We start from the raw sequence: 13532 nt of genomic DNA, 5'->3' as shown, positions 1-13532 counted from the left end.
GGGGCTATCACCATGGCTTTCGAACTTCCCGATCTTCCCTATGCCCATGACGCGCTTGCCGGTCTCGGCATGTCGAAGGAGACGCTGGAGTATCACCACGACCTTCACCACAAGGCCTATGTCGACAACGGCAACAAGCTGATCGCGGGCACCGAGTGGGAGGGCAAGAGCCTTGAGGACATCATCACCGGCACCTACCAGGCCGGCGCGGTGGCCCAGAACGGCATCTTCAACAACGCCAGCCAGCACTGGAACCACAACCAGTTCTGGGAAATGATGGGGCCGGGCGAAGCCAAGAAGATGCCGGGCGCGCTTGAAAAGGCGATCACCGAAAGCTTCGGGTCGGTCCAGAAGTTCAAGGACGACTTCGCCGCCGCCGGTGCGGGCCAGTTCGGATCGGGCTGGTGCTGGCTGGTCAAGGACAAGGACGGCAGCCTGAAGGTCACCAAGACCGAGAACGGCGTGAACCCGCTGTGCTTCGGGCAGACCGCGCTTCTGGGCTGTGACGTGTGGGAGCATTCCTACTACATCGACTTCCGCAACAAGCGCCCGGCCTATCTGACGAACTTCCTCGAGAAACTCGTGAACTGGGAAAACGTCGCCTCGCGGATGTGAGGCCCGGCGCAGGACACGGCGCGGCGCGATCCGGCACGCGCGCCCCCCAACGACCCGGAAAGCCCGCCCGCCTGTGGCGGGCTTTCCTTTTCGGTCCGTCCCGGGTTCAGGACAACTGGGCGCCCAGCCGTGAAAGGCAGGCCGCCACGGTGTCCGGCGCCTCGACGAAGGCGCGCAGGCTCGGTTCGGCGAAGCCCGTGGCGATGACGCTGTCGATCAGCCGGAGAAGCGGGTCCCAATAGCCCGCGACGTTCAGAAGATGGATCGGCTTGGCGTGCAGGCCCAGTTGCCGCCAGGTCAGCACCTCGAAGAATTCGTCAAGCGTGCCCGCGCCGCCGGGCAGGACGACGATCGCGTCCGAGTTCATGAACATGACTTTCTTGCGCTCGTGCATGTTCTCGGTGACGACGAAGCGGGTCAGATCGCGGCGGCCCTTCTCGTGGGACAGAAGGTGGATCGGGATTACGCCCAGCGTGTCGGCGCCGCCGGCCTGCGCCGCGTTGGCGACCGCGCCCATCAGCCCCACGTCGCCCGCCCCGTAGACCAGCTGCCAGCCCGCCTCGGCGATCCCGCGGCCAAGGTCTTCGGCGGCGCCGCGCCACGCCGGGTCGCTGCCATAGCGCGAGCCGCAGAACACACAGACGGAACGGGATGCGGTTGTCATGATAAGCTGCTTTCGCCAAAGGGTTTTGACCGGTGATAGCGGGGTTGGTATGGTCGCTCAAGCTTCGGCATGGGGATGGCCGAGGACAAAGGGGGATGCTGCCATGGCCGATGATGCGCCGGCGCAGGGAAAACGCGGGATTGCCTATCTGATCCTTGGCGGTCTGGCGGTCGTGGTTGCGGGGGTGGCGATCTACGGAACGCGCCAGCAGCCGCCGCGGGACCAGGCCGCGCCCGGGGCAGAAATCGCCGCCGTGCCCGAACCGGCAGCGTCAGGGCCCGCCACGTCGGCGCCTGACGCATCGGACGCCGCGACGCCCGGGGAAGCCGCCGGGGACGCCACGGGGGACGCGCCGGGGGACACCACAGGGGACGCCACAGGGCAGAGCGCCGCGGAAACGCCCGCCGTCGAAACGCCCGCCGCGCCCGAAACCGGGGCCGATGCCCGCCCCGAATTCGACGTGGTTCGGGTCGAACCCGACGGCAACGCGCTGATCGCCGGACGCGCCGCGCCCGGCGCCACGGTCGAGGTGCAGATCGACGGCGCCACGGTCGCCACGGCCGAGGCGGATGCGCGCGGCAACTTCGTCGCCATGCTCGACGTCGGCCGGGCCGACGCGCCGCGCGTCATCTCGCTTGCCGCGCCGGACGCGGGCGGCGAGGCCGCGACGTCGGCCCAGACCGTGATCCTTGCGCCATCGCCCGAGGTGGCGGCGGTTGCGGACACGACGCCCGAACCGCCTGCTGCCGAACCATCGGTCGCGGAACCGACGGCGACCGAACCGCCTGTCGCAGAGGCGGCGGCCGCCGAACCGGACGAAGCCGGGGTCGACATCGCAGCGACCGATCCGGCCGAAGATGCGGCAGCCGCGCCAGAAGCCGTGGCGTCGCCCGTCGACGCCGCGTCCGCCGAGGCCGGGCCCGACCAGACCGCGCCGATCGTGCTGCTGGCCGATGCCGACGGGGTGCAGGTGCTTCAGTCCGGCGGCGAAGGCCCCGAGGTCATGGACAGCGTGCGCATCGACTCGATCAGCTACGACGCGGCGGGCGAGGTGCAGCTTGCCGGGCGCGCCACGGGCGAAGGCTTCGTGCGCGTCTATCTCGACAACGCGCCTCTCCTGACCACTCAGGTGGGCGAGGGGGGCCAGTGGCGGACCGAGCTTCCGGACATCGACACCGGGGTCTATACCCTGCGCGTGGACGAACTCGACGCGGGCGGGGTCGTCACCTCGCGCGCCGAGACGCCGTTCCAGCGCGAAGCGGTCACCGATCTTCAGGCGCTTGACGCCGCCGACGGCGCGACGGTCACCCGTCCGGTCGAACTGGTGACGGTTCAGCCCGGCAACACGCTGTGGGGGATCGCCCGCGAGAATTATGGCGAGGGCCTGCTTTACGTGCGCGTCTTCGAGGCCAACCGCGATCGCATCCGCGACCCCGACCTGATCTATCCCGGGCAGGTCTTTACCGTCCCGGACTGACGCACCGCAGGGCCGTGCGGCGCGATCCGTGCGCGAATGCACAGGCGCGCCGCGGGCGGCGCTCTCTGGTCTTCGCCGCGGACCCGCATTAGGGTCGGGGACCGTTTCACCGCAGAAGGCGCACCGGCGCGTGGCAGACACCGATTTCGAGACCGAGGCCCGCCGCAGCGGCTGGCGAACCGTGCGCAGGGTCGCGCCCTATCTGTGGCCCGAAGGCGAAGGCTGGGCCAAGCGCCGCGTCGTGCTGGCGATGGTCGCGCTGATCCTTGCCAAGGTCATCACGGTGGCCACGCCCTTCTTCTACAAGGCGGCGGTCGACACGCTGTCGGGCGAAGGGTCAGCGGACGCGGCCTGGACGCTGGGGCTGGGGGCGGTCGGCCTGACCGTCGCCTATGGCGTGGCGCGGCTGTCGAACGTGGGCTTCCAGCAGTTGCGCGATGCGCTTTTCGCCGCCGTGGGCCAGCGCGCGCTGCGCAAGCTGGCGCTCGAGACCTTCGAGCACATCCACAGGCTGTCGCTGCGCTATCACATCACGCGCAAGACCGGGGGCCTGTCCCGGATCATCGAGCGGGGGGTGAAGGGCGTCGACTTCCTGCTGCGCTTCCTTCTGTTCTCGATCGGGCCGCTGGTGCTCGAGCTTCTGCTGACCGGCATCGTGCTGGCGGTGGTCTTCGACATCGACTACCTGATCGTGCTGACCGTGACGATCGCGATCTATGTCTGGTTCACCTTCAAGGTGACCGAATGGCGCGTGAAGATCCGCAAGCAGATGAACGACCAGGACACCGACGCCAACCAGAAGGCGATCGACAGCCTGCTCAACTTCGAGACGGTCAAGTATTTCGGCGCCGAGCGGCGCGAGGCCGCGCGCTATGACCGGGCGATGGAAGGCTACGAGGCGGCGGCGCTCAAGACCAACTATTCGCTGGCGTTCCTCAATTTCGGGCAGTCGCTGATAATCACGACGGCGCTGGTCATCGTGATGGTGATGGCGGCGATCGGGGTGTCGAACGGCGCGCTGACCGTGGGCGATTTCGTGATGGTCAACGCCTACATGATCCAGATCACCATGCCGCTGAACTTCCTTGGCACGGTCTACCGCGAGATCCGTCAGGCGCTGGTCGACATGGGCGAGATGTTCGACCTTCTCGAACAGCCCGCCGAGGTGACGGACAAGCCCGGGGCGCCGCCGCTGAAAGTCACCGGGGGCGAGATCGTGTTTGACGACGTTCGTTTCGGGTACGACACGGCGCGCCCGATCCTGAAGGGCGTGAGCCTGACCGTGCCCCCGGGCCGCAGCGTCGCCATCGTCGGCCCCACGGGATCGGGGAAGTCGACGATCGGGCGGCTGCTCTTCCGGTTCTACGACGTGGGGGGCGGCGCGCTGCGCATCGACGGGCAGGACATCCGCGACGTCACGCAGGAAAGCCTGCACGACGCCATCGGCGTGGTGCCGCAGGACACGGTGCTGTTCAACGACACGATCTACTACAACATCGCCTACGGTCGGCCCGAGGCCGGCCGCGACGCGATCGAGGCAGCGGCGCGGGCCGCCAAGATCCACGACTTCATCGCCAGCCTGCCCGAGGGCTACGAGACGAAGGTGGGCGAGCGCGGGCTGAAGCTGTCGGGGGGCGAGAAGCAGCGCGTGGGCATCGCGCGCACGCTTCTGAAGAATCCCCCGATCCTGCTTCTGGACGAGGCAACGAGCGCGCTCGACACCGAGACCGAGGCCGAGATCCAGGGCGAGCTCAAGGCCATGGGCGAGGGCCGCACGGTGATCATGATCGCGCACCGCCTGTCGACGGTCGCGGATGCCGACCACATCGTCGTGCTGGAAGCCGGCCGGATCGTCGAGGAAGGCACCCACGAGGCGCTTCTGGCAAGTCAGGGCCGCTATGCCGGCCTTTGGCAGCGGCAGGCGGCCGAGCGGGAAGAGGCGGCGTGACCGTCACTGCGGTGCGCCCGTTCCGGGCGCGCTGCCTTCGTGCGGCGCAGTCCGCGCGGGGCCTCCGGCGGGAGTATTTCCCAAGAGAAGAAGCGAAAGGCCCCGCGCCAGGGCGGGGTCCTTCTTGCTGTCCGCGCCGTCACTCTGCCGCGCGAAGCGGTTTTCCGGGCGCGTCTTCCGCGGGTGCGTCCGTCGGCGGGACGGACACGGGCACCGGTGCCGGTGCGGGCGACGGACCGTCGATTTCCCAGACGATCTCGGGGTCCTTGACCTTGCGCGCGGCCTTATGCAGTGCGAGGTCGCGCGCGGTCTTGCTGCCGCTGCCGTGGGTCAGCGCCCGAAGCCCGGCGATCGAGCGATAGGCCCCCGCGCCGACCCAGACCCGCAGCGCCAGCATGGCCGGGGTCACGATCAGCGTCAGCACCGTGGCGATGCCAAGGCCGAAGACCACCGCGGTGGCAAGCTGCTTCCACCACAGCGACGTCGGGCTGTCGATCGAATAGCCCCCGCCGAGGAAGTCGAAGCTGATGCCCAGCATCATCGGCGTCAGGCCGGCCATCGTGGTGATCGTGGTCAGCAGCACCGGCCGGATCCGCTGTTCGACGGTGCGGATGATCGCCTCGATCCGCGGCATGTAGCGGCTGAACTCCTGATAGGTGTCGATCAGCACGATGTTGTTGTTCACCACGATTCCCGCCAGCGCCACGATCCCCGTCCCGGTCATGATGATCGAGAAGGTCTGGTCCATCACCAGCATCCCGATCAGCACGCCGGCCGTCGACAGCACCACCGCCAGCAGCACCAGCACCGAGTTGTAGAACGAGTTGAACTGCGCAAGCAGGATGATGAACATCAGCCCCAGCGCCCCGGCGAAGGCGGTGCCGAGGAAGGCCTGGCTTTCGGCCTGGTCCTCCTGGTCGCCGGTCCATTCCCAGGTCACGCCGGTGGGGAAGGGGCGCTCGGCCTCAAGCCATTCCGTCAGGTGCGCGATGCGTTCGTTCGCGGTCAGCGGCACGCGGTTCAACGCGCCGCTTGCCACGCGGTCGCTCAGCGCCGGATCGGCGGCAAGCGCTTCGTCGGTCAGCGCCGCCACGACCCGACCCTGGTCGTCGACCAGCGTCACGAGGTCGGCCTCGACCCCCGCCTTGACGTCGAGGTAGCGGGACTGGTCGATCCGGTCGATCTGCGCAAGCTTCGCGACGGGTTCGCGGGTGATGAAGTTCGACAGCGGCACGAGGCCGTCGCTCGTGCGCACCTTGAGCGTGTCGAGTGTCGAGAGCACGCGGTCGTCCTCGGGCAGGCGGACGCGGATCTCGATCTCGTCCTCCGAGCTTGGCACCCGCATCGTGTCGAGCAGGATGCCGCGCGTCACAAGCTGCACCATGCCGCCCACGGTGGCCACGTCGGCGCCGTAGCGGCCGGCTTTCTCGACATCGACGTTGATCTGCCAGTCGATGCCGGGCAGGGGCAGCGTGTCTTCGAGGTCCACAAGTCCGGGCGTCGACTCGAACTTGGCGCGCGCGATCGCGACGGCCTGGGCCAGCGCCGCGCCGTCGTCGCCCATCAGGCGCAGATGGACGGGCTTACTCGAGGCCGGGCCCTGGGCCAGGTTCAGGATCTCGGTCTGGATGCCGGGGATCTGATCCAGCCGGTCCTGCAGGCGGGCAAGCACGAGGTCGCCGTCGAGGTCGGCCGCGGTCACGCCGTCAAGCCCGCGGGCGTAGTCGGGGCGGTCTTCCCAGGGCACAAGCTCGATCTGGACCTGGCCGATGGCGTCGCGCGGACCGCCGGAGCCGCCGGTGTTCTGGTTCAGACCGCCCGAGCCGGCGAAGGCGAAGGCCGACTGCACGCCCTGGGTGTCAAGGATCACGTCCTCGACCTGGCGCACCAGAGCATCCTTTTCGTCCAGGCTGAGGTTGCCGCGCGCGCGGACATAGACGATCGCCTGCTCGGGTTCGCTTTCGACGAAGAACTCGACCCCGTTGTTGTTCCGACTGTAGACGCTGAAGGTGCCCACCACGAAGGCCGCAACCGCGACGATCGTGAGGACCGGCATGATCGGGTTGGCGGTCAGCAGGCGGATGAAATGGCCGAAGGGCGTGCGGCGGTAGCCCGCCTGGATCTGGCCTGCGGTCCGCTCGATCCGGGCGGCCTGAAGCGTGATCGACGAGGCGGCGGCCGACAGGAAGAACAGCGCGACCCCGAACATCCGCGGACCCGCCCCAGTGGCGTCGTCGGGCAGCAGGTAGCCGGGGTTCAGCGCCTGCATCGCGCCCAGGAACATGCCGTACATCGCCACCGGCACCAGCGCGGCCCGGGCCCACCAGGGCAGCACGCGCTTCAGTCCCCCGGCCACGCGGCCAAGGTGGCGGCTGGCGCGGCCGGCGACCCCGCCGACGACGGGCAGGAAAACGATCGCCACGATGAAGGACGCGGTCAGCACGAAGATCATCGTGGTCGGCAGCATCCCCATGAACTCGCCCGCGACGCCGGGCCAGAAGAGCATCGGCAGGAAGGCGCACAGAGTCGTCGCGGTCGAGGCGGCGACCGGCCAGAACATGCGCTTGGCGGCCTCGGTATAGGCGGTCATCGGGCCCGCGCCCTCGCCGATGCGCCGGTCGCCATATTCGACGATGACCACCGCGGCGTCGACCAGCATGCCGACCGCCAGGATCAGGCCGAACATCACGATGTTCGAGATCGTGACGTCCATCACCGCGAACAGCGCGAAGGTCATCAGGAACGAGGTGGGAACCGCGAAGCCGACCAGAAGCGCCGAGCGCGTGCCAAGTGCCGCAAGCACCACGATCATCACCAGCGCAATGGCGGTCAGCACCGACCCTTCAAGCTGCTGGACCATCGAGACGACTTCGCGGCTGCGGTCGTTCGAGGTGCCCACGGTGATCGCCGACTGCAGTTCGGCGGGCCATGCGGCGCGTTCGGCCTCGACCGTCTCGCGCACCAGGGCGGCGGTGTCGATCAGGTTGAAGCCCTTGCGCTTGACCACCTGCAACGCGACGGTGTTCTCGCCGTTGAAGCGCGCGGTGCCCTGGCGATCCTCGAAGGTCAGACGGATGTCAGCCAGATCGCCCAGCGTCACCACCCGGTCGCCGTCGACCTTGACGGGCAGGGTGAAGATGTCGCGCTGGTCGTTGAACGAGGCCGGTATCTTGACCGAGAAGGCGCCGGTCGCGGTTTCGATCTCGCCGGCGGCGATCAGCTGGTTGTTGTTGACCACGACGCCGATCAGTTCGCCCGCGGTCACGTTGTAGGCCTCGAGCCGCAGCGGGTCGATGACGACCTCGACCATCTCGTCGCGCTGGCCGGCAAGCGAGGCGTCAAGCACGGGCTCGAGCCCCTCGAGCCGGTCCTGCAGGCGCTTGGCGACCTGCAGCAGGGTGCGTTCCGGCACCGGGCCGGTGAGGTTGACGATGATGATCGGGAATTCCGAGAAGTTGAATTCGCTGATCGAATAGCGCTCGAACCCTGCGGGAAACTGCGCCTCGGCCGCGCTCATGGCGTCCCGCACGTCGGCGAGCGTCGCGGTCTTGTCCCAGCCGAATTCGAACTCGAGCACGACGTTGGCATAGCCTTCGGCCGCGGTCGACGACATCGACTTCAGCCCGTCGAGATCCGAAAGCTCGGTCTCCATCGGCTTGATCAGAAGCTTTTCGCTGTCCTCGGACGAGATGCCGGGGAACGGCAGCGAGATGACGACGGCCGGCACCTCGATGTCGGGCTCGCCTTCCTTGGGAAGGTTGACGTAGCTGTAGCCGCCGGCGACCAGCGCCAGCACGATGAAGGCGATGACCATCCGGGCGCGCGCGGCGGCCCAGTCGACGATGCCCGTCATTGCGCGGCCTCCTTCAGGGTGACGGCGACGGGCACGCCGTCGGTCACGTATTCCTGGCCGACGACGATCACCTCGATGTCGGGCTCGAGGCCGGTGACCCAGATGCCCTGGGTCGTGTCGCGCACCACCGACACCGGCGCGAAGGCCGCGGCGGCGTCGACCACAAGGCGCACGCCAAGCCGGCCCTCGTCGTTCAGCGTCAGCGCGGATTGCGGCAGCAGGTGCGCCACCTGTCCGTCCGACGAGATGAAGATCTCGGCCGTCTGCCCATCGCCGATGGCAAGATCGCCGTTCGGCGCCTCGACCTCGACCCGGAAGGTGCGGGTGGCGGGGTCGGCCGAGCGCGACAGGAAGGTCACGGTTCCCGGAACCTCGCGCCCGGTGGCCAGGCGCGCGCCGGCGGACGCGCCGACCGTGATGCGGTCGATGGCGACTTCCGGCGCGAAGCCCACAAGCTTGATCGGATCAAGCTGGATGATCGAGGCGCAGACGCTGCCGGGTTGCAGAAGCGATCCGAGTTCGGCCGAGTCGGTTTCGAGAAGGCCGTCGAACGGGGCGCGGATCTCGATCCGGTCGATCTCGGTCTTGGCCGAGGCGATGGCGGCTTCGGCCGCCTGCACGCCTGCCCGCGCCGATTCCGCGGCGGCTTCGGCCGCGGTCAGCCGGGTTTCGGTGGCAAAACCGCCCTCGCTGAGGCGCGAGGCGGCGGTCAGGTTGATTTCCGCGTCGGCAAGCCGCGCGCGCGCTTCGGTCAGGCGGCTTTCGGCTTCGGCAAGCGCGGCGGCGCGGGTTCCGATGTCAAGCCGGCACAGAAGGTCGCCGGCGGCGACGGTGCTGCCTTTGCGCAGCGGTTCGGACACGACAAGTCCGCTGGTCTCGGCCTGCACGTCGATGTTGCGGGCCGCTTCGGTGCGGCCGCGCAGCACCACCGCGCTGTCGATTTCCTGCGCCGTCGAGCGCATCGCCACCACTGGAACGGCATGCGCATTGTGCGCTGCCGCTTCGGCCGGGGTTTCCGAGGCCTCGACCGCCTCGACCACGGTCGGTCCGACGCCGGCCAGGGTCAGAAGGCGGTCGCGATCGAAGACCAGAAGATAGAGGACCGCCACGACCACGGCGGCGGTCAGGATCGGGAAAAGGCGCATGATTGGTCTCGTAACTCGTCCTGTTTCACCCCGCACGTCGTCCACGGCGGGCGACGCCGGGGGCATGGCTTGCGGAGGGGTGTGTCTGCAATCTGTTCGCGTTCAACTGATCTTACGCTAAACCGTTCGGTTCAGATTAGTTTTTTTCGCGGTGCCGCGCAAGAAGGCTGACCGGCCATGTGCGAACGCCCTTTGCAACCGGCGGCAGGGGGCGGTATGAGGTCTTCCGACGGCAAGGAAAGGGTGGCGCGTGGCCAATCAGGACAGCTTCATCGACGAGGTGACCGAAGACTTGCGCCGCGACCGCCTGTTCGCGCTGATGCGCCGCTATGGCTGGATCGCGATTCTTGCCGTTCTGCTGATCGTCGGCGGCGCCGCGTGGAACGAATGGCGCAAGGCGACCGCGCAGGCCGAAGCCGAACGGCTGGGCGATGCCATCATCGCCGCGCTCGAGACCGAGGATCCCGCCGCCCGGCGCGCGGCGCTCGAGGTCGTGGACACCTCGGGGCGGCCCGACCTTGCCGCTCTTGTCGGCCTGCTGACCGCGGGGGCCGATATCGAGGGCGGCGATCTTGCCGCCACCTTGTCGACGCTTGACGCGCTTGCGGCCTCGCCCGAGGCATCGCCGCTCTTGCGGGACCTGGCCGCGCTCAAGGCCGTGATGGCGGGTGGCCCCACGATGTCGCCCGACGAACGGATCACGCGGGTGCAGGGGCTTGCCCTTCCCGGCGCGCCCTACCGTCTTCTCGCGCTCGAGCAGATCGCTTTGGCCGAGATCGACCGGGGCAACGTCGAGGCCGCGCTTGACCGGCTGAACGAGATTTCGGCCGACAGCACGGCAAGCCAGGGCTTGCGAAACCGCGCGACGCAATTGATCGTGGTGCTTGGCGGCGCCCCGGACGGCGCCTGAGATCGCCGGGTCGACGGGAGGACGCGTGATCCGCATCACTTTGGCAAAAGGGGTCATGGCCGCACTTGTTGCGGCGCTTCTGGTCGGGTGCACCGAGCAGGAAGTGATCCTTCCGGGCGAAAGAGAGGACCTGCGCGCCGATCTGTCGGCCCCCGTCGATCCGACCCAGGCCGCACCGGCCGCGCCCGCAGGCCCGGTCAATCGCGCGGCGCGCATCTCGCTGCCCGCGCCGCAGCTCAACGCGAACTGGACGCACAAGGCAGGCTCGGCCGCGCATCGCGTGCCCCAGCCCGCGCTGGGCGCGGTCCCGACCCAGATCTGGTCGCAGGACCTTGGCGCCGGCAACACGCGCCGGCAGCGCCTGACCGTCGACCCGGTGGTGCAGGGCGGGCAGATCTTCGCGATGGATTCGCAGGCCCGCGTCACGTCGCTTTCGACGACCGGGCAGGTCCTCTGGGCCCGAGATCTGACGCGGCCGGGCGACCGGCCCGAGGATGCCTCGGGCGGGGGGCTTGCGGTGCAGGGCAACCGGCTGTTCGTGGCGACCGCCTTCGGACAGCTTCACGCGCTTGATGCCGCAAGCGGCGGCACGATCTGGGTGCAGGAACTCGATTCGGTCGCCTCGGGCGCGCCGACGGTGTCGGGCGACATCGTGACCCTTGTGACGCGGGACAGCCGCGCCTGGGGGATCGACGTGGGCAACGGGCGCGTGCGCTGGCAGACGCCGGGTGCGCGCAGCGTCAGCGGGGTCGTCGGCGGCAGCGCGCCGGCGATCGCGGACGGCCGCGTGATCCTGCCGTTCTCGTCGGGGCAGATCACCGCGCTGTCGCTCAACACCGGCGAGACGCTTTGGAGCACGTCGCTCGCCGGGCAGCGGCTGGGGCCGGTCTTCGCGCGCATCCTCGACATCGGCGGCGACCCGGTGATCGCGGGCGGGCGCGTCTTCATGGGCAACACCTCGGGGCGGACCGTCGCCGTCGACGCCGCGACCGGCGAAAGGGTCTGGACCGTGGAAGAGGGCGCCTTCGGCCCGGTCTGGGTCGAGGGCGGGTCGGTCTTCCTGATCTCGGACCGCAACGAGCTTCTTCGCCTCGACGCCGCGTCCGGCGAGCGGATCTGGGGCGTCGCGCTTCCCCTGTTCGAGCCGGTGCGCCGGGCGCGGCGGCTCAAGGATGTCTTCGTCCACTACGGCCCGGTTCTGGCCGGCGGACGGCTTCTGGTCGCCTCGGACGACGGGCTTCTGCGCAGCTTCAGCCCGGTCGACGGATCGCTTCTATCCGCCGTGACGCTGCCCGAACCCGCCGCGCGGCCCCCCGTCGTGGCGGGCGGAACGCTTTTCATCGTCGGCGAAAGCGGGACGCTTCACGCTTTCCGCTAGGGGGCGAGCGGTGTAGAACGCGCGCTTCGAATCGGGAACCGCCCATGACCTTCACCCTTGCCATCGTCGGACGTCCCAACGTGGGCAAGTCGACGCTGTTCAACCGCCTGGTCGGCAAACGCCTGGCGCTGGTCGACGACCAGCCCGGCGTGACGCGGGACCTGCGCGAAGGCGCGGCGCGGCTGGGCGACCTGAGGTTCACCGTGATCGACACGGCCGGCCTTGAAGAGGCGACGGACGAAAGCCTGCAGGGCCGAATGCGCAAGCTGACCGAACGCGCGGTCGACATGGCGGATGCCTGCCTGTTCGTGATCGACGCCCGTGCCGGCGTCCTGCCCGCCGACGAGGTCTTCGCCGACATCCTGCGGCGGCGGTCGGCCCACGTCATCCTGGCCGCTAACAAGGCCGAAGGTCGGGCGGCGGACGCGGGCGTGCTTGACGCCTATGCCCTGGGCCTGGGCGAGCCGCTGCGCCTGTCGGCCGAACATGGCGAGGGGATGGGCGAGCTCATGTCGATCCTGCGCCCGCTGGTCGAGGCGGCCGAGGCACGGGCCGAGGAAAGCGCCCCCGAGACCGAAGTCGACATCGACGAGGGCGACGAAGACGACGCCGGGCCGCGCGTGCCCACCGCCGAAAAGCCGCTTCAGATCGCCGTCGTCGGTCGTCCGAACGCCGGAAAGTCGACGCTGATCAACAAGATCCTCGGCGAGGATCGGCTGTTGACCGGCCCCGAGGCGGGCATCACCCGCGACGCGATCTCGGTCCGGCTTGACTGGGATGGCACGCCGGTGCGTCTCTTCGACACCGCCGGGATGCGCAAGAAGGCGCGGATTCAGGACAAGGTCGAAAAGCTGTCGGTGGGCGACGCGCTGCGCGCGGTGAAGTTCGCCGAGGTGGTGGTCGTCCTGCTCGACGCGGCGATCCCGTTCGAGCAGCAGGACCTGCGCATCGCCGATCTGGCCGAGCGCGAGGGCCGCGCGGTGGTGGTCGCGGTCAACAAGTGGGACGTCGAGGCCGACAAGCAGGCCAAGCTGAAGGAACTGCGCGAGGCCTTCGAGAAGCTTCTGCCGCAGTTGCGCGGCGCGCCGCTGGTGACGGTGTCGGCGCTGACGGGCAGGGGCCTCGACAAGCTGCACGACGCGGTGCTGCGCGCGTATGACGTCTGGAACCGCCGCGTGCCGACCTCGCCGCTGAACCGCTGGCTGGCGGGCATGGTCGAGGCGCATCCGCCGCCGGCGCCCTCGGGCCGCCGGATCAAGCTGCGCTACATGACCCAGGCCAAGACCCGGCCGCCCGGGTTCGTCGTCATGTGCTCGAACCCCGAGAAGATGCCGGAAAGCTACGAGCGTTATCTGATCAACGGGCTGCGCGACAGTTTCGACATGCCGGGCACGCCGATCCGGCTGACGCTGCGCAGCCAGTCCGACCAGAACCCCTACAAGGACCGCAAGAAATCCACCCCCTCGCGGTTGCGCAAGCACATCCACGGCCGGTCGAAGGACTGACGCGCACCCTTGCCCCGGCAAGGGAATGGGGCCAAAG

At 68.9% G+C, this 13532-nt stretch carries 9 protein-coding genes; 6 read left to right on the top strand and 3 right to left on the bottom strand.

Annotated features, from left to right (window positions below):
• Positions 1-12: 12 nt before the first annotated feature.
• Positions 13-615 (top strand): superoxide dismutase, encoded by a 603-nt coding sequence (locus ACRDNQ_RS14760; protein ID WP_431829454.1) that lies wholly within the window; start codon positions 13-15, stop codon positions 613-615.
• A 106-nt stretch (positions 616-721) separates the two neighbouring features.
• Here ACRDNQ_RS14760 and ACRDNQ_RS14755 read toward each other — a convergent pair whose 3' ends face one another.
• Positions 722-1279: an LOG family protein gene (locus ACRDNQ_RS14755; protein WP_431829453.1), complete on the bottom strand. Its 558-nt coding sequence runs from the start codon at positions 1277-1279 to the stop codon at positions 722-724.
• Between the two features lie 103 nt (positions 1280-1382).
• Between ACRDNQ_RS14755 and ACRDNQ_RS14750 the strand changes: the two genes are divergently transcribed.
• Entirely contained in the window at positions 1383-2756 is a 1374-nt protein-coding gene (locus ACRDNQ_RS14750; RefSeq protein ID WP_431829452.1) for a LysM peptidoglycan-binding domain-containing protein, read from the top strand.
• Positions 2757-2886: 130 nt separating this feature from the next.
• A complete protein-coding gene (locus tag ACRDNQ_RS14745) occupies positions 2887-4704 on the top strand; it encodes an ABCB family ABC transporter ATP-binding protein/permease (RefSeq protein WP_431829451.1) in 1818 nt (605 codons plus the stop codon).
• Positions 4705-4843: 139 nt separating this feature from the next.
• Here the strand turns inward: ACRDNQ_RS14745 and ACRDNQ_RS14740 are convergent, their stop codons facing one another.
• Both ACRDNQ_RS14740 and ACRDNQ_RS14735 read right to left on the bottom strand, forming a co-directional pair.
• Entirely contained in the window at positions 4844-8557 is a 3714-nt protein-coding gene (locus ACRDNQ_RS14740; RefSeq protein ID WP_431829450.1) for an efflux RND transporter permease subunit, read from the bottom strand.
• A complete protein-coding gene (locus ACRDNQ_RS14735) occupies positions 8554-9702 on the bottom strand; it encodes an efflux RND transporter periplasmic adaptor subunit (protein WP_431829449.1) in 1149 nt (382 codons plus the stop codon). Before ACRDNQ_RS14735 ends, ACRDNQ_RS14740 begins: the two co-directional genes overlap by 4 nt.
• A 250-nt stretch (positions 9703-9952) precedes the next feature.
• Here ACRDNQ_RS14735 and ACRDNQ_RS14730 point away from each other — a divergent pair, with 250 nt between their 5' ends.
• Genes ACRDNQ_RS14730 through der form a run of 3 tightly spaced genes read left to right on the top strand, consistent with a single transcriptional unit; the run spans position 9953 to position 13495 of the window.
• Entirely contained in the window at positions 9953-10612 is a 660-nt protein-coding gene (locus tag ACRDNQ_RS14730; protein ID WP_431829448.1) for a tetratricopeptide repeat protein, read from the top strand.
• Positions 10613-10667: 55 nt separating this feature from the next.
• A complete protein-coding gene (locus tag ACRDNQ_RS14725) occupies positions 10668-11990 on the top strand; it encodes a PQQ-like beta-propeller repeat protein (RefSeq protein ID WP_431829447.1) in 1323 nt (440 codons plus the stop codon).
• 44 nt (positions 11991-12034) lie between these two features.
• A complete protein-coding gene (gene der / locus ACRDNQ_RS14720; protein WP_431829446.1) occupies positions 12035-13495 on the top strand; it encodes a ribosome biogenesis GTPase Der in 1461 nt (486 codons plus the stop codon).
• Positions 13496-13532 lie beyond the last annotated feature (37 nt).

The sequence above is a fragment of the Saliniferula longa genome (genome assembly GCF_050789285.1).
Taxonomy (GTDB): domain Bacteria; phylum Pseudomonadota; class Alphaproteobacteria; order Rhodobacterales; family Rhodobacteraceae; genus CAVPWP01.
The sequence above is the reverse complement of the archived record's forward strand: the minus strand, read 5'-3'. Positions and strand labels throughout refer to the sequence as shown.

Excerpts from the sequence above, each read along its gene's own strand:
- der (WP_431829446.1), top strand. The coding sequence starts at position 12,035 with ATGACCTTCACCCTTGCCATCGTCGGACGTCCCAACGTGGGCAAGTCG.
- ACRDNQ_RS14750 (WP_431829452.1), top strand. The coding sequence starts at position 1,383 with ATGGCCGATGATGCGCCGGCGCAGGGAAAACGCGGGATTGCCTATCTG.
- ACRDNQ_RS14725 (WP_431829447.1), top strand. The coding sequence starts at position 10,668 with ATGGCCGCACTTGTTGCGGCGCTTCTGGTCGGGTGCACCGAGCAGGAA.
- ACRDNQ_RS14755 (WP_431829453.1), bottom strand. The coding sequence starts at position 1,279 with ATGACAACCGCATCCCGTTCCGTCTGTGTGTTCTGCGGCTCGCGCTAT.
- ACRDNQ_RS14760 (WP_431829454.1), top strand. The coding sequence starts at position 13 with ATGGCTTTCGAACTTCCCGATCTTCCCTATGCCCATGACGCGCTTGCC.
- ACRDNQ_RS14735 (WP_431829449.1), bottom strand. The coding sequence starts at position 9,702 with ATGCGCCTTTTCCCGATCCTGACCGCCGCCGTGGTCGTGGCGGTCCTC.
- ACRDNQ_RS14740 (WP_431829450.1), bottom strand. The coding sequence starts at position 8,557 with ATGACGGGCATCGTCGACTGGGCCGCCGCGCGCGCCCGGATGGTCATC.